The sequence below is a fragment of the Hymenobacter terrigena genome (genome assembly GCF_054776515.1).
This window is the reverse complement of the sequence record NZ_BAAHBU010000002.1, coordinates 294131-317353: the sequence shown is the minus strand read 5'-3', so window position 1 is coordinate 317353 and position 23223 is coordinate 294131. Positions and strand designations below refer to the sequence as shown.

At 57.6% G+C, this 23223-nt stretch carries 12 protein-coding genes; 6 read left to right on the top strand and 6 right to left on the bottom strand.

Annotated features, from left to right (window positions below; all coding sequences use genetic code 11):
• Positions 1–9 precede the first annotated feature (9 nt).
• Entirely contained in the window at positions 10–612 is a 603-nt protein-coding gene (locus ACYU7Q_RS08235) for a hypothetical protein (RefSeq protein ID WP_460608963.1), read from the top strand.
• Entirely contained in the window at positions 609–1049 is a 441-nt protein-coding gene (locus tag ACYU7Q_RS08230; RefSeq protein ID WP_460608962.1) for a 3-oxoacyl-ACP synthase, read from the top strand. Before ACYU7Q_RS08235 ends, ACYU7Q_RS08230 begins: the two co-directional genes overlap by 4 nt.
• 48 nt (positions 1050–1097) lie before the next feature.
• On the opposite strand, the gene ACYU7Q_RS08225 is transcribed toward ACYU7Q_RS08230, so the two are convergent.
• Complete coding sequence (locus ACYU7Q_RS08225; RefSeq protein ID WP_460608961.1) at positions 1098–3239, bottom strand: OmpA family protein; 2142 nt, start codon at positions 3237–3239, stop codon at positions 1098–1100.
• Between the two features lie 317 nt (positions 3240–3556).
• Here ACYU7Q_RS08225 and lon point away from each other — a divergent pair, with 317 nt between their 5' ends.
• The 3 genes from lon to hslU all read left to right on the top strand — a co-directional run bounded on the left by lon (position 3557) and on the right by hslU (position 8820).
• Positions 3557–5977, top strand: a complete 2421-nt coding sequence (gene lon, locus ACYU7Q_RS08220; protein ID WP_460609882.1) for an endopeptidase La — start codon at positions 3557–3559, stop codon at positions 5975–5977.
• A gap of 203 nt (positions 5978–6180) precedes the next feature.
• A complete protein-coding gene (gene porQ / locus ACYU7Q_RS08215; RefSeq protein WP_460608960.1) occupies positions 6181–7242 on the top strand; it encodes a type IX secretion system protein PorQ in 1062 nt (353 codons plus the stop codon).
• Positions 7243–7413: 171 nt separating this feature from the next.
• The gene (hslU, locus tag ACYU7Q_RS08210; protein ID WP_460608959.1) at positions 7414–8820 is read left to right on the top strand and encodes an ATP-dependent protease ATPase subunit HslU; all 1407 of its coding nucleotides are present in this window, start codon (positions 7414–7416) and stop codon (positions 8818–8820) included.
• A gap of 80 nt (positions 8821–8900) precedes the next feature.
• Here the strand turns inward: hslU and ACYU7Q_RS08205 are convergent, their stop codons facing one another.
• The 5 genes from ACYU7Q_RS08205 to ACYU7Q_RS08185 all read right to left on the bottom strand — a co-directional run bounded on the left by ACYU7Q_RS08205 (position 8901) and on the right by ACYU7Q_RS08185 (position 19529).
• Positions 8901–10217, bottom strand: coding sequence for a RagB/SusD family nutrient uptake outer membrane protein (locus tag ACYU7Q_RS08205; protein ID WP_460608958.1), 1317 nt, complete (start codon positions 10215–10217; stop codon positions 8901–8903).
• Positions 10218–10349: 132 nt separating this feature from the next.
• The gene (locus ACYU7Q_RS08200) at positions 10350–13493 is read right to left on the bottom strand and encodes a SusC/RagA family TonB-linked outer membrane protein (protein WP_460608957.1); all 3144 of its coding nucleotides are present in this window, start codon (positions 13491–13493) and stop codon (positions 10350–10352) included.
• Positions 13494–13903: 410 nt separating this feature from the next.
• Positions 13904–14533: a hypothetical protein gene (locus ACYU7Q_RS08195; RefSeq protein ID WP_460608956.1), complete on the bottom strand. Its 630-nt coding sequence runs from the start codon at positions 14531–14533 to the stop codon at positions 13904–13906.
• Positions 14534–14570: 37 nt separating this feature from the next.
• A complete protein-coding gene (locus tag ACYU7Q_RS08190) occupies positions 14571–16241 on the bottom strand; it encodes a RagB/SusD family nutrient uptake outer membrane protein (RefSeq protein ID WP_460608955.1) in 1671 nt (556 codons plus the stop codon).
• A gap of 27 nt (positions 16242–16268) precedes the next feature.
• Positions 16269–19529 (bottom strand): SusC/RagA family TonB-linked outer membrane protein, encoded by a 3261-nt coding sequence (locus tag ACYU7Q_RS08185; RefSeq protein ID WP_460608954.1) that lies wholly within the window; start codon positions 19527–19529, stop codon positions 16269–16271.
• A 403-nt stretch (positions 19530–19932) separates the two neighbouring features.
• Here ACYU7Q_RS08185 and ACYU7Q_RS08180 point away from each other — a divergent pair, with 403 nt between their 5' ends.
• Positions 19933–23223, top strand: a complete 3291-nt coding sequence (locus ACYU7Q_RS08180; RefSeq protein WP_460608953.1) for a SusC/RagA family TonB-linked outer membrane protein — start codon at positions 19933–19935, stop codon at positions 23221–23223.

Here is a 23223-nt window from a genome sequence, read left to right as displayed (position 1 = left end):
CTTAGCCCCATGCGCAAGCTTCTCGGTCTCTTCAGCTGCTGGCTGCTGCTTTCCGGCAGCAGCAACCAAGCGCCGCCCGCCGTCTTTCCCGATGTGCCGACCATTACCGAAACTTCCGTGGGAAAGGCGCGGATTGGCATGCCCGTCACGGAGTTGCGGAAGCTATATAGCTGCTATACATTCACGCCTGCCTACTTCGGCTCGTACGGCTACGATGAGTTTCCTGATAAGCCAGATGCGGTAATTGTAAGTAACGGCAAATTAAAGCTCTTCCTATACTATACCAGTTACGATACCTTCCCGAACCGCCTGGTTTACAGAAAAGACGTTGCAGTGCTTATTGCGCTTCATCCTGCTTACGTTATGAAGAATGGCATCCATGTGGGGAGTACCTCCGAAGCACTGCGAAAAGCAGTTCCAACCATCCGAACCGCTCCCGACGCTATGTCTTCCGACAACATTCAAATTGCTACAAAAAAGGGTGCTGCCATCGAATATGGGTTTCTTAATCAACCAGATTTAGGCCCACAACGCCCCAATCATTATGGAGAAGACGTACCGATTACAATCAAAACCGGCAAAATTTCCTGGATTGTAATTCACGCCAAATGACCAAACCCATCCTCCACGCCGCCTGCCAGTCCTTCATCGAGCAGCGCATTGCCGCCGCCCGCACCGCCATGCAGGCCGCCCAGGAATCCTCCTCCTCCGAAACCAAGAGCAGCGCCGGCGACAAGTATGAAACCGGCCGCGAAATGGCCAACGCCGAGCGTGACCGCAACGCCGCCCACATGCAGCAGGCCCAGCAGCTGCAAGCCGAGCTGGTCCGCATCAGCCCCGATGCCCCCTGCGATACCGTGCGCCCCGGTGCGCTCGTGAGCACCAGCCTGGGCCGGTTCTACATCAGCATCAGCGCCGGTAAGCTGGAGGGGACGGATGTATTCGCCGTATCGCCCGCCGCGCCGGTGGCCGTGGCGCTGAAAGGGATGCGGGCCGGTGAGGAGGCCGTTTTTAACGGCAAAACGGTACGGATTGAAGCCGTGGAATAAAAGCAAACGGGCCATTTGCATGTCCAAACGGCTGCTCGTGGCTCAGCGCTACTTCCAAGCCCCGCCGCCGTCGGCGGCCTTGTCGCCGCCTTCGGGCTTGATGAGCTTGAACTCCACGCGGCGGTTCACCTTGGCGTCGGCCTCGGTCACTTCGTCCTTGAGGGGGTGGCTGGAGCCGTAGCCGAAGCTCTCGATGCGGTTGGGGGCCAGCTTGCCCTTGCGCTCGATGTACTTGCGGATTTCCTCGGCCCGGTCCTGTGAGAGCTTCTCGTTCACGTCCGGGTCGCCGCTGGTGTCGGTGTGGCCCGAAATGCTGAGCCGGAACGTGGGATGGTCCACCAAAAACAGCGCAATGCGGTCCAGCGTGGCGTGCATGCTGGGCAGCACGTTGGCCTTGCCCGCCTCAAACTCCAGGTTTTTGAAAATCAACGGCAGCTTGTAGTCGATGCTGTTGGTGAGCAGCGTCATCACCGTGTCGCCTTTCAGCGCAAACTGCTTTTCCACCGAGAAAAAGTCGTTGCTCTGAATCAGCATGGCGTAGTGCGAGCCCTCAATCAGCTCAAAGTCAAACGTGCCATCGGGCCGGATAAACTTACTGGCCACCTCCACACCATTGTCGGTGTCGATGATGCTCACGATGCCCTTGAGCGGCTTGCTGTTCACCGAATCCAGCAGCGTGCCCTCCACTCGGGTGGTGGCCAGCGGCTGTGCCTCCATCGGCAGCGGGAAGGAATACAGGTCCAGATTATTGATTTCCTGCGCCTCCGAGCGGGCGTAGTACAGGTTTTTGCTTTCCCTATCGATGGTGAAATAATACTCCGACCCCTTCCCATTCACCAGCGGCCCGATGTTTTTCGGCTCCTGCCAGCGCCCGCCCACGCGGTAGGTTTTATAAATGTCGAAGTCGCCAAAATTCAGCAGCTGCCCCCGCGAGCTGAAATACAGCACGTGGTAGAGCGGGTGGTAAAACGGGCTCACCTCGTTCTCGCGCGTGTTCACCACCGGCCCCACGTTCTCGGCCGGGCTCCACTGCCCGTTCTTCAGCTTGCGGGTATAATAAATGTCCGACAGCCCAAAGCCGCCCAACCTATCCGACGCGAAATACAGCGTGTCCTCGCCCTGCGACAGCGTGGGCTGCGAGTCCCAGCCCGGCGAATTCACCAGCGGCCCCAGGCTTTTGGGGGTGCTCCACTTGCCGTCCTTGCCGCGCGTGGCGGTGTAGAGGTCGCAGTTGCCGTGGCAGGTGGCGCACTCGCAGCGGGCAAAATAAATCGTCTTGCCGTCCTTGCTCAGGCAGGCCGAACCCTCGTTGTTGGGCGAGTTGATGGGCTTGGGCAGCGGCTCGGCATCGGTCCAGCTCACGCCTTCGCGGTGCGAGGTATACAGGTCCTCGTCCACCACGCCGGTCAGCCCACGCCGCTTGCGCTTGCTGCTGAAAATTATCAGCGAATCGTTGCCCGCCAGCGCCGGCCCGTAGTCCGGCGCCTTGCTGTTGATGGCGTCGCCCATGCTCGTGTACACGCCCTTGGGTGGGTGGAAAGTGTTGAGGTTCTTGCGGTACTCCACCAGGTCGTAGTACGTTTTCAGGGGCACGTACAGGTCGGTGTTTTTCTGCTCCAGCGAGTCGTAATAGAGCTGCACGCGCCGGGTATCGGCACGGCTGTGTTTAAGGGCCAGGCGGTAGTAGGCCTTGGCTTTCACCGATTGGCTGTCGCGTTCCAGCAGCTGGCCCAGCCGCCAGAGCATGTTGGTGTTCTTTTCGAAGTTGACCGGGCCGAATTTGGCCACGTAGTCTTCCAGCAGCAGGCGCGTCTGGTGGTACTGGCGGCGTTTTTCGGCCTTGGCAATGGCTTTCAGCGCCTTCTTATCCTCGAAAAACGGGTATTTGTTGATGAAAATAAAGTCGGGCGTGCCGTCCGGCCGCAGGTGCAGCTTGCGGCTCACGCGGCTGTTGAGGCCGCGCACGCGGTAGGTGCCGGGCGCGATGGCCGGCTTGGCTTTGGCCGGGGTGCCCGCCGTCTTTTTGGGCGCGGCCGAAGCCCCGCCGCTGGTGGTATCGGCGGAAGGGGATGCGGCGGCGGGAATCCGCTTGGCGGGCCGGCGTTGGGCCAGCGCGGTGGGCGAAGCCAGCAGCCACACGGCCGCGCTCAGCAGCAAAAGCAACCAGCTCCGACGCAATAAAGCCGACATGGGTAGAGTTTTGGATATAAAATATTGCGCAAGTTGCCAACAAATTCGGGAATTAGCCATATTTGGTGTCCGTCGCCGGGCTTGGTGCGCCGCTTTGGCGGATTTGGTCCGCTGGCACGGCCCTTGAAGGCCAAACGCGCCGGGAACCCGTACCTTGTATTTTCCCAATCAAAAGGTCCAAAACTGTCAATCTGGCACCTGCGGCCCTTGCTTCTGCTTTATTTCCTTTCATGAATCTGGCCTCTTTTTATCTTTCCGCCGCGGCTCCGGTTCGCACGTTTAGCGACGCTAACCCGCAACCCGAAGCCATCGCCATTATGGCCGCCGACCCCGAACACCTCCTGCACGGCGACGACGCCCCGCCCACATTGCCCCTGCTGCCGGTGCGCAACACCGTGCTATTTCCCGGCGTGGTGCTGCCCGTGACCGTGACGCGTAAAAAAAGCGTGAAGCTGGTGCGCAAAGCCTACGCCGAAGACAAGCTCCTCGGCGTGGTGGCCCAACTCAACCCCGACGCCGATGAGCCCACTGCCGACGAGCTACACCCCGTGGGCACCCTGGCCCGCATCCTGAAGCTGCTGGAGCAGCCCGATGGTCAGATTACCATCATCCTGCAAGGCCAGGTGCGCTTCACAGTAGAGGAGCAGCTGAGCTTCACGCCGCTGGTGGCCCGCGTCAGCTACTTCCCCGAAGTGGCGCTGAACCCTGAAATTCCCGGCGAATTCGGCCTTTTGCAGGCCCTGCGCGAGGCTGCGACCAAGGTGCTGGAGCTCACACCCGAGATTCCGATGGAAGCCCGGGCCATGCTCGACGGCATCCAGTCGCCGGCTTTTCTCACGCACTTCCTGTCCAGCAACGTGCAGCTCGACCTGCCCGCCAAGCAGCGCCTGCTGGAGCTGGCCGACCCTGAGCAGCAAGCCCGCCTGCTGCTCGAAGCCCTGCTTAGCCAGGCCGAGCTGCTCGAAATCAAGCAGGACATCCGCTCGAAAACCCACACGGGCATCGACGCTCAGCAGCGCGAATATTTCCTGCGCCAGCAGCTCAAAACCCTGCAGGACGAGTTGGGCCAGGACGGCTCCGAGGAAGACGTTCACCGCCTCAAGGCCCGCGCCGAAACCAAGAAATGGCCCGAAGCTGTGGCGCTCCACTTCAAAAAGGAGATGGAGAAGCTGACGCGCACCAACCCCATGGCCCCCGATTATTCGGTGAACATGAACTACGTGGAGTTCCTGCTCGACCTGCCCTGGGGCGAGTATACCAAAGACAAATTCAACCTCAAGCAAACCAAGAAAATCCTCGATGCCGACCATTTCGGCCTCGAAAAAGTGAAGGAGCGCATCCTCGAATACCTGGCCGTGCTCAAGCTGAAGCAGGATTTGAAAGCGCCCATCCTGTGCCTCTACGGCCCTCCCGGCGTGGGTAAAACTTCGCTGGGCCGCAGCATTGCCACGGCCCTGGGCCGCAAGTATGTGCGCATGAGCCTCGGCGGCGTGCGCGACGAAGCCGAAATCCGTGGCCACCGCAAAACCTACGTGGGCGCCATGCCCGGCCGCATCATCGCCCAGATTAAGAAGGCCGGAGCCTCGAACCCGGTCATTATTCTCGATGAGATTGATAAGGTCAGCAGCGACTTTCGGGGCGACCCCAGCTCGGCCCTGCTCGAAGTGCTCGACCCTGAGCAGAACGCCACGTTCACCGACAACTATTTGGAGGTAGAATACGACTTGAGCAAGGTCCTGTTCATCGCCACAGCCAACTCGCTCGAAACCATCCAGCCGGCCCTGCGCGACCGCATGGAAATCATCGACCTGACCGGCTACACCCAGGAGGAGAAGGTGCAGATTGCCCGCAAACACCTCTGGCCCAAGCAGCTCAAAGAGCATGGCTTGGGCGAAGCCGAAGTGAAAATTACCGATGCCGCCCTGCACCGCGTGGCCGACGACTACACCCGCGAAAGCGGCGTGCGCGGCTTGGAGCGCAAGCTGGCTGCCGTGACGCGCAACCTGGCCCGCCGCAAGGCCGGCAAAGAGCCCCTGCCCGCCACGATGGAGCCGGCCGAAATCCGTAAAATCCTCGGCGCGGCCATATTCGACCGTGACCAGTACCAGGACAACGACACCGCCGGCGTGGTAACCGGCCTGGCCTGGACTTCGGTGGGCGGCGACATTCTGTTCGTGGAAAGCCTGCTAAGCCGGGGCCGCGGCAAGCTCACGCTCTCGGGCCAGCTCGGCGATGTAATGAAGGAGTCGGCCATTACGGCCCTCAGCTACCTGCGCTCGCGGGCCGATGAGATTGGCATCGACTACCGCCTGTTTGAGCAGTATGACCTGCACATTCACTTCCCCGAAGGCGCGGTGCCCAAGGACGGCCCCAGCGCCGGCATTGCCATCTTCACCAGCATGGCCTCGGCCTTCACCCAGCGCCGGGTGCGCGCCCACCTGGCCATGACTGGCGAAATCACCCTGCGCGGCAAGGTGCTGCCCGTTGGCGGCATCAAGGAGAAGTTGCTGGCCGCCCGCCGCGCCGGTATGAAGGACATCATCCTCTGCCCCAAAAACCGCAAGGATATCGAAGAAATCCAGGAGGATTACCTCAAGGGCCTCACCATCCACTACGCCGACCGCGTGGACGATGTGCTCCGCGTGGCCCTGCTCGATGAACTGGTGCCCCACCCACAGAAGCTGCCCGTGCGCGACGAGCCCGTGCCCGCTCCCGGCCCAAGCGTGGAGGTGCAATAGTTGGGCTGAGAAAATCCCTTAAAACGTCATGCTGAGCTTATCGAAGCATTTCTACCGCGAGAGCTAATTACTTGCGTAATAGAGATGCTTCGATAAGCTCAGCATGACGTTTTAGTATACTAAAAAGAGGCCTTCAAGTAATTTCCGGGCCAGGCGGTGCGTTACTTCCGAAAGAGGCTTTTCTTCCTCCGTACCTTAGCTATATGAAGCAGCTTTCCGCGCGCCGGGCTACCGGTTTTTTACTTCTGATTGGGTTGATGGGGCTGCGGCCGGCGGCCGCGCAGCAGTTGGGTGGCCGCACCGTGTTTCCGTTTCTGGACCTGCCGCCCAGCGCCCATTTGGCGGCCCTGGGCGGGATGAGCGTCTCGGCCCGCAACGACGACCCCACCATGCTCTACGGCAACCCTGCGCTGCTCAATGCCGACATGGACGGTCGCCTGGCCCTGAGCTACGTGGCCTATCTGACCGATATCAAGCAGAGCACGGCTGCCTACGTGTTCAATACGGAGAAGGCCGGGCGTTTCGGCGTGGGCATCACCTACCTCAACTACGGCAGCTTCGAGAGCTACGACCCGGCCGGCAACAGCCTGGGCACATTTAGCGTGAACGAGTACACCGTGGGCCTGACCGATTCCTACACCAAGGGCAAATTCACGTTTGGCGCTACCACCAAGCTGGCCGTTTCCAGTATTGCGGGCAGCCGCTCGCTGGCCGGCGTGGCCGATGCCGGCGTGGTGTACAAGCACCCCACGGCCGACTTCACCGCGGGCCTGGCCGTGAAAAATGCCGGCTATCAGTTCTCGCCTTACCCCGGCACCGAGCGCGGCCCGCTGCCGCTCGACGTGCAAATCGGGGCCACCGTGAAGCCCGAGCATATGCCGGTCCGCTTCTCGCTCACGGCCCACCACTTGCAGCAATGGGACATTCAATACCTCGACCCCAATGCCCGCGGCACCCTCGATGCCAGCGGCAATGAGAAGAAACCCACCAAAAGCTTCGGCGACAATCTGGCCCGGCACTTCACCGCCAGCGCCGCCCTGATACTTGGCAAGGGCTTTCAGCTCCGGGCCGCCTACAACCACTTGCAGCGCCGCGAATTGCGCCTTGACAACACCAGCGGCAGCGCTGGTCTGGCCTTTGGCGTGATGCTGAAGATTAGCACGTTTCAGATTGATTACACCCACGCCACCTTGCAGGCGGCCGGCTCCAGCGAGTATTTCACCATTTCGCGCAATTTGAATTCGCTGTTTAAGAAGAAGGAATAAATAGTCTAATTGAAACGAACAACGCCTGTCATCCTGAAGCACAGCGAAGGACTTTCCCCAGTCAAAAAAAGGTTTGCCACAATCAAACCGGCTCTGACGCGAGAAGGTCCTTCGCGGTGCTCCGGATGACAGTTCTTTTATCCCCTGCCTTCTGACCCCCGTACACTGCCCATGCTCAACCAGGATTTCCTCACCCCGGCCCAAATCGTGGCCGAACTCGATAAGTACATCATCGGCCAGCACGAGGCCAAGCGCCACGTGGCCATTGCCCTGCGCAACCGCTGGCGCCGCCTGCACGCCCCGCTGGATATGCAGGCCGAAATAGTGCCCAACAACATCCTCATGATTGGGGCCACGGGCGTGGGCAAAACCGAAATTGCCCGTCGTCTGGCCCACCTCGCCGATGCGCCCTTCGTGAAAGTAGAAGCCAGCAAGTTCACCGAAGTGGGCTACGTGGGCCGCGACGTGGAAAGTATGGTGCGTGACCTTGCCGAGCAGTCCTTCAACCGCGTGAAGGCCCGCCGCCAGGAAGCCGTAAAATCCCAGGCCGCCGATGCTGTGGAAGAGCTCATCCTCGATGCCCTGATTCCCGCCATCTCGCAGCCGGCCGGCACCAAAACCGGCCTCGGCTTCGGCAGTGGGGGAGGCGATGACGTGCCGCATTCCGATGCCGAACTCAACGAACGCACCCGTGAGCGGTTCCGCCAGAAAATCAAAAACGGCGAGCTCGAAGACCGCAAAATCGAAATCCAGGTAGCCCAAGCCGGCCCCAGCATCGGCGTGATGGGCGCGCCTCCCGGCATAGACGAGGGCACCCTCTCGGGGCTACAGGACATGCTGGGCAACATGATGCCTAAGAAAACCCGCAAGCGCAAAGTGACCGTGGCCGAAGCCCGCAAGCTCCTCCTCGACGAAGAAGCCGCCAAGCTCATCGACCTGGACGAAGTAAAGGACGAAGCCGTGCGCCAGTGCGAAAACGCCGGCATCATCTTCATCGACGAGATTGACAAAGTGGCTAGCAGCGGCGGCAAAAGCGGCGGTGGAGGCCCCGATGTGAGCCGCCAGGGCGTGCAGCGCGACTTGCTGCCTATCGTGGAAGGCTCGGCCGTAAATACCAAGTACGGCATCGTCAACACCGACCACATCCTGTTCATCGCCGCCGGCGCCTTCCACGTATCTAAGCCCAGCGACCTCATTCCCGAGCTGCAGGGCCGTTTCCCTATTCGCGTCGAACTGCAAAGCCTGAGCAAGGAAGACTTCTTCCGCATCCTCAAAGACCCCAAAAATGCCCTTACCAAGCAATATGAGGCCCTGCTCAAAGCTGAAGAAGTAGAGCTAACCTTCGACGATGCCGCCTTGGAGCGTGTGGCCGAAATCGCCTTCGAGGTTAATGCCGAGGTGGAGAACATCGGGGCGCGCCGCCTGCACACCGTCATGAGCCGCCTGCTCAACGACATCCTCTATGACGTGCCGGATAAGATTGGGGCCAATGCCCGCATCCTCATCACATCAGGCTTGGTCGATGAACGACTGAATAGCATGGTGAAGAACCGAGATTTGAGTCAGTACATCCTGTAGTTTTGAGCTATTGAACTGCCTGTAAACAAAAAATCCCCAGCCGATTCGGCTGGGGATTTTTATGTGTGCTAGACTATCGATTAATAGCCGGGGTTCTGCGTTAGCAGCGTGTTGAGCGTTACTTCCTGAGAAGGAATCGGGAAGATTACACGGTTATCGTTGTACGCAATTTTGGATACCGTACCGTGTGCAGGAATATCACGCTTGTAGCGAAGTAGGTCGTATAAACGGAAGCCTTCAAATGCCAGCTCCAAGTGACGCTCTTCTAAAATAGCATCGATCAGACCTGCCTTCGTAATTACAGTGGTCGGGTCAACGGGCGTAGTAGAGCGGGTACGCACTTGGTTGAGCAACGTAATCGCCTCGGGGCTTGGAGTAGTGCTAAGCTGGGCCAGCGCTTCGGCGCGGGTCAGCAACACTTCTGGGTAACGAACGATTGGAACCCAGTTTTCAACAGCATAGAACTTCGCCGTGAAATAGTTGGTGTTCGTGCCCGACACCCGTGGGTCAAGCAAGGTTGTACGGCGTTTGTCCGTTGGCAGCAAAGTGGTGCTGGTAGCGTAGGGCGTCACCGTGATGTCGGCCCGACGGTCTGGTCCGTAGTGCTGCCCAATAGCGTTGTTGGTATTGGGGTTGTCGGCTACCGTCATAGCTACCGAGAAGATAGATTCCTTGGTAGTGTAGGTGTAAAAAGGGTCGCGGGGGCTGTTGTTGAGAACGTACGCGCCAGGAGTAATTACTTGCCCAGCCAGGTCGGCCGCATTCTGGTAATCCCCTTTATACAAGTAGACCCGTGCCAGCAGTGCTTTGGCGGCGTTGCTGGTTATCCGGCCCACGTTGTCGATGCTCCGAGCAGTTGTAGGTGCCACAACCGGCAGGTCGGGAATGGCCTCCGTGAGGTCCCTAATCATTTGGGTATAAACCTGAGCCACCGTGGAACGGGGCAGGCGCTGGCTTACATCGAAAGCATCGGAAGCAGACGCAGAACCCGTGAGCTGCAGCACGATGCCCGGATGGGAAGCATCCGACGTGAAGTTGTAGGGCTGCGCAAACAGGTTCACCAAGTGCCACATGGTTAAGGCCCGGATGGCTTTGCACTCGGCAATGTACTGTTTCTCCAACGCGGGAGAAACCTTGCCCGAATTCAAGGCAATGTTCCGCAGGAAAGAGTTAGCACCGAAGATGGTGCGGTACCCGCCGTACCAGGCATTGGCAGCAAATGCATCGGTAGACAGCATTTGAAAACGGCCTACGTTACCAAAGTAGGTAGGGATATCCGTATCACCGCTCCGGATGTCGGAGTAAATCAGCGCCCGGCCACCTAGGAATTCGGCATTTTGCAGGCCATCGTATACGCCCACCATTGCTTTGTTGATGTGGTCAGCATCAGCAAACATGGAATCAAGGGTAAAGGCCGTTGGTGGGTCTTGGGTAAGGACGTCGCAGGCGGTGCCTCCAGCTAATAGAACAGCCATAAGGGCCGCCTTCGCAATAGTGCGAGAATGAAAAACGCTCATGAATAAGGATGATTAAAAGCTGACGTTAAGACCAAGGGTGTAGCTCCGGGCCTGGGGTACCGAGCGGTTGTCGATGCCGTAGCCAATGTTGCCATTAGCACCGCCGGTAGTAGTGCCACGGTTATAGTTCACTTCGGGGTCTGAACCTTTGTATTTGGTCCATACATAAGCGTTCTGAACCTGGCCGTACACACGAAGGTTGCTTACACCAATGTGGTCAATGATGCCTTTGGGTACATTGTAGCCCAGGCTAATTTGACGCAAACGCAGGAAGCTGCCATCCTCGAGCCAGCGGGTCGATGCCTGCTGAGGAGTGTTGTCAGCCAAGTACAAACGGGGAACGTTCGTTTCTTGGCCAGCAGTAGTCCAACGGTCTTTGATTTCCTCGATATTGTTGTTATACAAGTTAGTCATCAGGCCAGCGCGGGTTGCATTGTAAATCTTGTTGCCACCGCTATACTGCAGGAATACGCCCAACTCAATTCCTTTGAAGCTGAAGGTGTTGTCAAAGCCACCATAATAGGTGGGATAACCACTTTCCTTGGTATATACTGCGTCGTTCTGGGTGATGGGGGTAGTCGGAGCACCTTCAGGCGTGAGGTAAGTGCCGGTAACCGGATTGTACTGCTTCACGTTGCCGTTGATGTCCAGGAACTGGGCATTGCCGTTAGCTGGGTTCACACCTGCCCACCGGATGAGCTTGTATACGCTCAGCGAGCTGCCGATGCTGGCCCGTTGGTTGCCTTGGATAAGGTCAGCCGGGTCGTTCAGAGCAGTAACCTGGTTTTTCAGAATCGAACCATTGAACGAGCTCGTCCAGCGGAAGCCGCTAGCCGTTTGAACGTTGGTCGTGTTCAACGTCAATTCTACGCCGCGGTTATACATCGAGCCCACGTTGCGAGCCACGGTGCCACCGGGAATGCCCAATTGCTGAGGAATTGGAGCATTCAGCAGCAGGCCGCTGATGTTGTTGTTGAAGAAGTCGAATGTCAGGGTGAAACGGTCGCTCAAGAAACCGGCGTCCACGCCGATGTCCAACTTCTTGGAAGTTTCCCAACGCAGGTCGGAATTGCCTACTTGCGTGATTGCAAAGCCGTTCAGGGTTGCATACTGGCCGCCACCGCCCAGCGTGCGCGAAGCATAGGAACCAATGCCGTTGGAGTTGCCTACCAAGCCGTAGCTGCCACGGAGCTTCAGGTTAGAAATAACGGACAAGCCTTCCATGAAGCTTTCAGACTTGATGCGCCAGCCTGCCGATACGGCGGGGAAGAAGCCGCGGCGGTTGTTGCTACCGAAACGGGAGTCTTCATCGGCGCGCTCCGAGAACTGGAAGAAGTACCGGTCAGCGTAGTTATAGCCTACACGACCAAAGAAGGAACGGTAGCCGTTACCAAACTTGGTACCGCCGCTGAACTGGTCACCCGAATAAAGACCATCCAGGAGAGAGTTGAATTTGGGGTCGGAGATGTTGTCACCACCCGTGTATATCTGCTGCTCCTGGGTGTCCTGAATTTCGTAACCAGCCGTAGCGCTAACGCTGTGCTTCTCAGCAAACGTCCGGTCGTAGTTGATATAGTTCTGCCAGTTGATTTGGGTGCGGTCCAGACGGTTGTCCTGAATCAGGCCGCTGTATGCCCTGCCAAGACCCGACAGGCGAGCATCGCTGTACTGGTCCTCGAAGTTGTCCAAGTAGTCCACACCATACTTACTGGTGAGGCGCAGGCCCGTAATGGGCTGGATTTCGATGTAGCCGTTGGCCAGCAAGCGCCGCGAGGTGTTGGCGTTGCGGTTCAGCTGTAGTACAGCTACCGGGTGGTTCACCGTATTGGCAATGTTGGAAGTAACAGTCGTGTTGTTGCCTTGGCCAAGGTTGCCGGCGGCGTTTAGGTAGTAGGTGCCATCGGCCGCGTACACTGGTACGTTCGGAGCAGCGTTGTAAGCCGAAACGCCTGCACCAGCCAGGTAAGTATCGGTCAGAACGCCATTGTTCGCCGACTGGGCGTAGTTGGCGCTTACGCCAGACTTAAGCCATTTTTTTGGCGTAATGTCAAGGTTCAAACGCACGGAGCCCCGGCGCAAGCGGTTGGTCAATACGATGCCGTTCTGGTCGGAATAATCGCCGGAGCCGTAGTAGCTGGCTTTGTCGTTGCCACCTTGCAGGGCAACCTGGTAGTTTTGCGAAAAGCCTGTGCGAAAAACCTGCTTCAACCAGTCCGTACGGTCCGGAGCGCCATCGCCATTGACGTCAACATCTTTGGCAATCGTGGCACGTGGGTCAGCTGCTCCGTAACGGTTGGCTGCTTTTTCGTTCTGAATAGCCGTGAAGTCATCTGCACTCAGCAGCTTGGGCAACCGCGTGGCTTGGTTCCAGCCAACATATGTATTGAAGGAAATTTTGTTTTGCCCAGCGCGACCGTGTTTGGTCGTGATAATGATAACACCGCTGGCAGCCCGCGAACCATAGATGGCCGAGGCCGAAGCGTCCTTAAGCACATCTACCGACTCAATGTCGTTGGGGTTGATGTCGGCCAAAGGGTTGTAGCGCGTACCGTTGCCGCTGTTAAATACGTTGGCATTTTCACGGGTGCTTACTGGTACGCCATCAATAACGTACAACGGCTGCGAGCTTCCGCTGATGGAGTTGGCACCACGAATACGTACCGATACGCCGTCAGCAAGCGCACCGCTGCTGTTGGTTACCGATACGCCAGCTGCACGACCTGTGAGGGCCTGGTCAAAGCTTTGAACGGGTTGGTTCAGAAACTTTTCAGCTTTTACTGTCGTGACAGAGCCCGTAATGTCTTTTACATCCTGCGAGCCGCCATAACCAGTTACAACTACTTCACTCAACTGCTTAACGTCAGCAACCATTGAGACAGAAACAGTGCTCTCATTGCCAATAGCAAGTTCTTGGCTGATATAACCCACGGAGCTGAATACCAAAGTTCCGCCCTGACCGGGCACACTGAGAGTGAACGCACCATCAGAGTTAGTGGAAGCACCATTTGTAGTGCCCTTCAGCAGTACTGTCACACCTGGCAATCCTTCATTAGACTTCCTGTCAGTGACCTTTCCAGAGACGGTGCGTGTTTGCGCCATCGCTCCGTGAAGCAGTGTAAACATGAGCATCATGCTCATGAGTAAGATTTTTTTCATGGACTAGGGGTTAAGATTGAAAAAAGTAAAAAATGGGGGAATGCTTAAAGACTACCAAAAATAAGCCATTGTTCCCATACAGTTGCCATAAAGTGAACACCAGGTGATAAAATTTGCCGGACTTACAAGGCAAAATCGGAGAATATTCGAACTTGTTAAGCGGATTGGCAATTGACAACCTACTGTGCTTTATTTATAGGTAGTGGTATTATTTTAAAGTCTCATATTATAAAGGTGTGTTAATCAGGTGTATTTCTTACGGTATCAATCAAAAAAGCGTGCCATGAATCATACGATTCATGGCACGCTTTTTTGATTGATACCGTAACAGCTTTTTTACAGTTATGCTACAAAGTGGCGGGGCTTAACTAAACCATATACTACCCACTGCGCAGTTTTTAGCGATACCCTTAGGGTTTTAATTTAAAAAGGGCAATAGCTGCATACGGTGCATTAACCAAGGTGCCGGTTGGGGCGCCTACCGTACCCTCGGTGGTGGAGAGGGGGGTGAGCACAATGCGGCGCCCGTCCTTCATCACGTACTCGAAGGTGAAGACAACGCCACTTTGCGCGATGGATGGCTGCTCAATCCGGTTGGTGCTTGAGGCAGTGGCTCCCAAAATAGCAAGCGGAGCGGGTTGACCGGCAATGGGGCTGCTGGGGTACAAGCCGGCAATGGCTTCTTGGCTGTCCATGGTAATGGTAGTCGGAAAGCTCGTGATGTCGCGCACTTTCACCCGCGGCCCCAGCCGCGAGCCCCGCAGGTAGCTTTTATACAGCTCAACCGTTTGAATCTCGGCCTGGCCTTTGGAAGGGTTGACCACGAATTCAAAAACCGGGCGCGCGGTGTTGTTCGCCGTGGCCAAATTGACGGACGCCCGGCTGGCATTGAACTCGAAATAAGATTTCTCGGGGTTGATTTCTGGCAGGATAAGCGGGACACTGTCCACGGCTGGCTCCGGAATGCGGGCTTGGTCCCGGCAACTGCTGGTCCCGGCCATCAAGGCCAGGGACAATAGGCTAAACAATAACTTTTTCATGAAATGGCGGATGTTGAGGTGGGGAAAACGACCAGTGCTATTGCACATCCCAGAAAATAGGCTTCGACTCCTGTGCCTGTGGGCCATTGGGATTCACCAGCAAGTCGTTCAGCGGGTAGTACAGGCGGCGGGGGAATGCGCCGGTTGATACCGTTACGGGGTCGTTGTCGTCGATGACACCCCGAGCAGGGTCTGCGTTGCCGGGGACTTTGATGCGCGGGTGGCCGGTGCGCCGGAAATCGGTGTACATGTCGACGCCGTAGCCAAAGCTGGCCACGTATTTCTCATACATCAGCACTTCCAGCTTGGTGTCGAGAGTAGCGCCGGCTTTGTTAAAGGCCGCCAGAGCGGTGTTGATATAGGTCGTGATTTGAGTCTGGGGAATGGTGGGACTACCATCTTTGGCGGCAATGGCGTTCACTTTATCGAAAGATGCCTGGACGGCATCCTGCAAGGCGGTAGTAGCAGCGGCGTTGTCATTAAGCACGGTCAACTGCAATTCAGCCTCGGTGTATTTGCGGCTGAAGTAGGTATGCAGGCGCTGGGCCACTACGCCCTTGCCCGATACCGTGCCCGGAATGCTGGCCGTGGCGCTGGCGACACCACCCTTGCCGTCATCGTAGCGTCCGCCAACGGGGTAGAGGCCAGGCAGGGTAATGATTGTGCTGTTGGAAGCACTGGCGTACGGGCCGTTGCTGCCAAAGCGCACCGTTACAAAGTTGCCTTGGGCAAAATCCTGCGTTACCGCCGAGAATGAGTTGGTGGTAGAGGCTTGGTTGAAGAAATAGTACGGTACCCGCGGGTCGGCGGCACCGGCGGCATTACCATACCGGCCATCGCCATCATTCATGAGGCGGAAGAAGTTGGGATTAATACGATTTTCGCGGCCGGGGGTAGCGTAATCGGCAATGAAGCCCAGGTTGCGGTTATCGGGCGTGATGGTCGTGCCGTAGTTCAGTTCAAAGTCCTCGTTAGACTGAATCAGGTTACTGCCGTTGGCTAGCAAAGGGGTAACATCGGCGGCCACGTTCCGGGTTTTCCGGATTTGGTTGTACAGCTTCAGCTTGAGGCTGTTGCCGAAATGGGTCCAACTGACTTTGTTGCCACCATAAATGAGGTCAGCTTTTGCCAGGCCCGTATTGGGAGCCGGCTTGGCCAGGTTGGCAAGGCCCTCGTCGATAAGCGAAAACAGACTTTGAATGCCGGATGCGCCGTTGTAAATATCAAAATCATTGTCGAATCGGGGCGTGGCGATGGTACCGCCCTGCAGGGCCTGCGAGTAGGGAATGTTGCCCCACAGGTCCACCATCTGGCTGAACACGAAGGCCCGCTGCAGCTGGGCAATGCCCACGTAAGTCCAGCTTTGCTCAGTGGTGCCCTGCGTAATGATTTGCTGGTTGTTGATGAGCATATCGGTGTACAGCGACGACCATTGGTTGGAGAAAGCATCGCCGTTCTGGTTGAAGGTGCCGATGCTGCGCGTACTGGCCAGCTGCTGCATCAGGGCCATCGTGTATTGGCTCATGCCCGACGGACTATCGCCTAGACCGGTGGCCATGGCTACCTGCGTCACCGGAAGCAGCGAAAACAGTTCGGCTTTGGTCGGAGCCAGGGGGCTCACGTTCACGTCGTAGAAGTCTTTGCAGCCCGGAGCGGCTGCCAGCACGCTCAGCAAGGCGAGGGTGCCGGGTAATTTATGAAATTTCATATAGGTTAGGAAACCAAAAGTCGTGGATTAGAAGGTCACCCGCAGGTTCACGCCGTAGCGGCGCGTGGTGGGCGCGTTCGTGTATTCGAAGCCTTGCTGGTTGCTGGCGCCGAACGTGCTGGTTTCGGGGTCGAAGTTGGAATACTTCGGAATGTTGGGCGAGTACCAGTACAGGTTGCGGCCCGATACGGAAAGGTTGACGATGCCAAAGGGCGTTTTTTCCAGCAGCGATTTGGGCAGGTCGTAGCCCAGCGTGATTTCGCGCAGGCGCACTGTGGTGGCATCATAAATCGACTGCTCATCAAAAGCACCGATTGCCGCCGAGCCCGACCCGAAGTAGAAATCATTCATGCTGATGGCTGTGGTGTTCGGAATGGTGCTGCCGGGAATAGGGTTGCCCGAAGCATCTTTCTGAGTAAGGGCTTGCTTCGTCACAGGGCTGCCCTGCACTCCTTTGATAATTACCAAGCGGTTGCGGTCTTCGGTGTCCTTGGTTACCCCGCGGCCCAGTTCCTGCTGCAAGGTGGTAGAATACAAGTCGCCGCCCTTGCGGAAGTCAATCAGTGTGTTCAGGGTGATGCCCTTGTAGGTGAACTGGTTGATGAAGCCCATGATGAACTGCGGGTTCGGGTTGCCGATAATCCGGCTGGTGCCCTGAATCAGGCGGCCCGTGGCGGGGTCAATCAGGTAGTTGCCTTTGTCGTCGCGGGCGGCCACCGAGCCGAAGATGACGCCATAAGGCTGGCCGGCAATGTGCACCGAGTAGGGCCCGCCGGAGAAATTGGTGCCAAAAGGAATCTGGGCCACTTTATCACTGCCGCTGCCCAGGCTTTCCACAATGTTCTTGTTATGCGTAAAGTTGAACGTGCTGCTCCAGCGGAATCCGCGGTTATCAACCGGCACCACCGTCAAAGCAATTTCCTGACCTTTGTTGGATACCTCCCCAAAGTTGGTTACGCGGGCGCTGTAACCGGTCGAGGCGGCGATGTACTGCGGCAGAATCTGGTTGGTCGAACGCTTGTCATAATATGTAGCATTCAGCGAAACCCGGTTGCGGAAAAGGGTAATTTCAGTGCCTAATTCCAACTCTGTGGTAAACTCCGGCGTAAGGGCCGGGTTGTTGATGACGTTGCTCAGAGCCAAGCCAGGCACGCCATTAAATGGAAATGAGCTATTGCCAGTATTATTGCCGTAGGTCGGGTTGATGGTGTAGAGCGGAGCCCCCGACTGGTAAGGCGAGGCATCGCGGCCCACACGGCCGTAAGCAGCGCGCACCTTAAACAGGTCCAGCCAGGAGGTATTGAACTGCAAAGCCTCGTTCAGCACCACCGAACCACTCACGCTGGGGTAGAAAAACGAGCGGCCGCTCTGCCCGAATACGCCGTTCTTGTTCAGCGTCGACGACCAGTCGTTACGGCCGGTTGCGGTCAGAAAGGCCCAGTTTTTGTAGCCCAGCGTCACGTTGCCCAGCAGGCCCATGAGGCGGCGCTTGCTGTAGGCGTAGCCGTTGGTGTTCTTCTGCTCGGTGTTCTCGATGTTGTCGATGCCAAACACGATGATGGGGCCGCCGGCATAGGACAGGCCTTCAAACTTGCGCTGGTTTACGTTCTGGCCAAAGCTGGCCGTCAGGCTGATGTCTTCGGTCAGGTTCTTGTTCACGTTCACGAGCAGGGTCTGCTCTAGCTCGGTGTTCTGGAAACTGTCTTCCAATACGTTGCCCAGGCCCGAGTAGCCCACTGAACCCGGCCGTACGGTGGTGCGACGGAAGTCGGTGTAGGTATTTACGCCACCTGTATAGGTCACCGTCAGCCAGTCTTTGATGGCATAGGCCAGGCCCACGCTGCCCACCACGCGGTCGACGCGCGACACGTAGCTGTTGTTTTCTACCGACCAGATGGGGTTGTCGGCCTGCTGCGTCAGCCAGGCAAATTGCGAAGCCTTGGTAACGGGGTTGATGTAGGGCAGGCCCTGAAGGTCGAGGCTGCGCGTCAGGAACAGGATGCGCGAGAACGCCGAGTTGTTGCCTACAGCGTTGTTGGCACCCAGCTGCGGGCCGTGCTGCTCACTGTTGGTATAGGCCACGTTGCCGCTCACCGTGAACTTCTTGAAGTGGCCCGAGCCGCCCGCGCTCACGTTGTTGCGAACGAACGACGAGTAAGGGATGATGCCCTGCTGGTCGGCCCGCGATATGATGGTGGTAAACGAAGCGTTGTCGCTGTTGCCGCTCAACGAAAGCGAGTTCTCAAAAACGTGGCCCGTTTTGAAGAAATCCTTCACGTTGTTTGGGTAGGCCTGATAAGGAATCTGGGTGCCAGCCGGGATATTGGGAAAGTCGGCCAGGCCTGCCTGCGGATGGGTGATAGTAGCTGGCGCGAAGGAGCTGCCAAACTGCGGACCCCACGAGCCGTTTACGTTCGTTTGCACGAAGTTGGCGCCCGCGCCGTAGCTGTTTTGGTATACGGGCAGGGCCGCGATTTTCTCAATCGAATAACCTGTGGTGTAACCTAGCTGCACGCCCTTGGCACCGCGCTGGCCGCCGCCGCCGGTTTTGGTGGTGATAACGATAACCCCACCCGCTGCCCGCGACCCGTAGAGCGCCGCCGCTGCCGCACCTTTCAACACGTTGATAGTAGCAATGTTGTTGGGGTCCACGTCGGCGGTGCGGCTAGAGTATCCGGCACCGTGCACCAGCGAGTTCTCCGAATCTGTCTGCGAGTTGTCGTACGGCACGCCGTCTACGATGAACAGCGGTTCGTTGCTGCCCAGCAGCGATGTATTACCCCGGATGGTGATACGGGACGACGAGCCCGGTACCCCGCTGGAGCTGATGATGTTCACGCCCGGCACTTTACCGGTGAGGGTGCGCAGAATATCGGGCTCCGACTTCTGCACTACTTGTTCTGCCTTTACCTCCGAAACGGCAAAGCCCAGTGCCCGCTTTTCCCGCGAGATGCCCAAGGCCGTTACTGTCACTTCGTCCAACTGCTTGTTGTCGAGTGCCATCGAGACATTTATCGGCCCACCGGTGCCAATGGGCTGCTCAGTGGTGACGTAGCCCAGGTACTTGAACTGCAGCGTGGCAGCCGAGCCGGACACATTCAGCTCAAATTTGCCATCGATATCGGTAGCAGTGCCGGTGGTGGTGCCTTTCACAATAACGCTCACCCCGGGCAGGCCTTCGTTATTGCTTTTGTCGAGTACGCGGCCCGTTATCTGCCGTGTCTGAGCCCAGCTCTGCCCGGCCAGGGTCAGGAGCAAGAGCAGGCTTAATAGTAAGGTTCTCTTCATTGAGTTATAAAAAGTGGGGGTGTGAAAAAAAGGGGAAAACAGTATAGGGGTGGCAGTTTAAAAGGTGAAAGTACGGCTTTTGCCGAAAACCTACCCACAGTAGGGCCGCGATATTTCCCTTTAACAGCCTTTTAAGGACGCGGAAACCCGGCAGGGTCTGTTGCAGTCGCAGAAATGATGCGTGGTGCTCACGCATTACACACGCATTAAAGTGGACTGGGGTGATAATTATTGATTGTTAGATATAAAAAAATGAATATGTATATTTATGGTATGCTTGTGTTGATTGATGTCATGGATGACTCTGTGGCAGATGGCTTAACCATTGGGATTGGGCGGGCTTGTTCGGCGCAGCACCTTTTTCGCCACTTTTTAACATCCATTCACTATATCTCACTCTTACATGAAACGCTTTTACTTCATGGTCATCTTATTGATGACCGGCCTGTTGCAGCAGGCAGTAGCGCAGGACCGAGTTATCTCGGGACGTGTGACGGACCGTGCTACGGGGCAAGGATTGCCGGGCGTAACGGTCTTGGTGAAAGGAACCACCATCGGCGCGTCCACCAACGCAGATGGCTCGTTCTCGCTCAGTGTGCCGCCCACGGCCACTATCCTGAGCATTAGTTCCATTGGGTATACCAGCGTGGAGCAGCCCATTGGCAACAACTCGGCATTCAATGTGGCCCTGGCATCCGATACCAAGCAGCTGGGCGAGGTAGTGGTGACCGGCGCTCTCGGCATTCAGCGGCAGGCGGGGCAGGTGGGCTACGCCACAGCCACGCTCGACACAAAGGAGATTAACCAGGCCCGGGTGACGAACGTGACCAACGGGCTGGCCGGCAAGGTGTCGGGCTTGCAGGTTCAGACCCTGAATTCGGGCATCAACCCCAGCGTGCGGGTGACCCTGCGCGGGTCGCGCTCGCTCACGGGCAACAACGAAGCCCTCATCGTAATCGATGGGGTGATATCGCCAAACGAGGTGCTGACGGCCCTCAACCCCGACGACATCGCCTCCATATCGGTACTGAAAGGGGCCAACGCGGCCGCCCTCTACGGGTCGCAGGCGTCGAACGGGGCCTTGATTGTGACGACCAAGCAGGGTGGGGGAACCCCGCAGGTAACGCTGTCGCAAACCTCGCAATTTGAGTCGCTGGCGTTTCTACCCAAGTTCCAGAGCGAGTTCGGGCCGGGGGCCAACTCCTGGAACGGACCCCGGCCGGGCACCAAGTCACGGCCGGATTTCAGCCCCGATAACAGCGTGGACAGCCAGGAAATTTACGCCTACACCGGCTACGAAAACCAGCAGTTTGGCCCGCGATTCGATGGCTCCCTCCGGCCTTTTGGCGAAACGCTGGCCAATGGCGACCTGCAGATGATAACCTACGAAGCCCGCCCCGACGAGAAGCGGAAGTTCTTCAACAACGGCTACCAGATGCAGAACGGCGTCACGTTTTCGGCGGGTACGGATAAGAGCAAGTTTTTTGCCTCCTACCAGAACGTCCACAACAACGGCATTATTCCGAAGGATAAGTTCGACCGCAATACTTTCCGGCTTAACGCCTCGCATGAGATTGGCCGGCTCTCGGTGGGGTTCAACGTGTCGTACTCGCAGCAAGTGGTGGATGCGACTGCCAACCTCGACCGGAATAATTCGGTTTATTGGAACGTCTTCAATACGACGGTGCTTTCTCCGCTCACTTCCTACAGCGACTGGCGCAACAACGAGTTTGCCAATCCGAACGGCTATGCTAACGCGTTCTATTTCAATCCTTATTACATTCTCGACAACAACCGCCTGAAAGACAAGCGCAACACGCTGCAGGGCAACGTTGACCTGTCGTACAAGCTGCTTGACTGGCTGCGGATACAGTACCGTCTGGGCACGACCAACATCAACCAGACCGCCCTCTACACGCAAAACCGGTTCGACTACAACGCCTACGTGCGTGCCGGCAATACCAACAAAAGCGGCACCGGCGACCCGGGGTTTGTGCAGGACGTGGGCAGCGTCCTGACCCGGCTCAATTCGGACCTGTTTGCGAGCGTGGACAAGACCTTCGGGGATATATCGGTGCAGGCCATTCTGGGAAACAACGTGCAGCAGCTCGACAGTCGCTTCAACTACGTGGCCTCGAGTGCGCTGGCGACGCCCGACCTGTTCAACCTGCAAAACCGCATCGGCAACCTGAACGGTTTTGATGGCTCGGCCCGCACGCGCCTGTACGCCTTCTACGCCGACCTGACGCTGGGCTTCCGGGATTTCCTGTACCTGCACGGCTCGGGGCGCTACGACAATACGTCCATTCTCAGCGCCTCCAATCGCAGCTTCTTCTACCCGGGCGTCGATGCGTCGTTCATCTTCACCAACGCCATCCCCACGCTCAAGGAACTGTCATTCTTGGACTACGGCAAAATCCGGGGCGGCATCACCAAAGTGAGCCAGGTGAACCTCGGCAATGCGCCTGTGCTCCCGGCCAGCCTACCGGCCGGGGTGAACTTCGGCGTGTTCCAGACCGGTGGGGCTTACCGGCTGAATTCAACCTACTCCCTGGGCGTGGGCTACCCGTTCGGCTCGTCGGCTTCGTTCACGGCCGACAATGGCCTGGTGAACGCCAACCTGCTGCCCGAAACCACGCGCTCCATCGAAGCGGGCATTGAGCTCAGCTTCCTGAAGCGCCGGGTGGCGGGAGCTTTCACGTACTACACCCAGCGCAGCACCGGCCAAACCGTCAATACCAGTATATCGACGGCGTCGGGCTACAATGCCTTGCTGCTGAATGCGGGCGAGGTGCAGAACCGTGGCGTAGAGGCCGACCTGAGCATCACACCGGTCCGCATCCAGGACGGCCTGACCGTAACCGTTGGCGGCAACTTCAACTACAACAACAACGAAGTGATTTCGCTGCCGGGTGGGCTCACGCAGCTGGCGCTTTCCACCGGCGGCAATGCCCAGCTCTACGCCATTCCGGGGCAGCCGTTCCCGGTGCTGCAAGGCTCGCACTACCAGCGCACCGCCGATGGACGCATCAAGATGGGCACCACGAAAAATGCCTACGACAAGACCGACCCCACGACGTACTACTTCCCCCTGAAGGCTTCCGATAACCAAACCTTTGGCAATACCCAGCCCAAGTACAAGTATGGCATGAACGCCAACATCACCTACAAGGGGATAACGCTGGCCGGCCAGGGCGAGCTGCGTACCGGCTACGTGGTGTACAACACCATTGGCGAAGACCTCGACTTCACGGGCAGCGGAGCGCGCAGCGCGCAGTACGGTCGGCAGGATTTTGTGTACCCAAACTCCGCCATTTCGAACGACGGGGGCGTCACCTACGTGCCCAACACCTCGGGCCTGACGCCCGGCGGTGCCGAATTCTGGGCGCAGAACTCGACCTGGAACCGGACGGTGGCCGAGAACTACGTTACCTCCGGCAAGTTCTTCAAAATCCGGGAGGTTTCGCTGGGGTACGCCTTGCCGGCTTCGATGCTGACGAAAATCGGCTTTGTGAAGGGCCTTTCGCTGAATGTGTACGGCCGCAACATCTACACCTGGGTGCCCAAGGAGAACATCTATACCGACCCCGAATTCAGTTCCTTCGCCTCGACAAGCAATGCTGTGGGCATCAACAACATCCTCCAGACGCCGCCCACCAAGTATTACGGCGCTACACTTTCGGCCTCTTTTTAA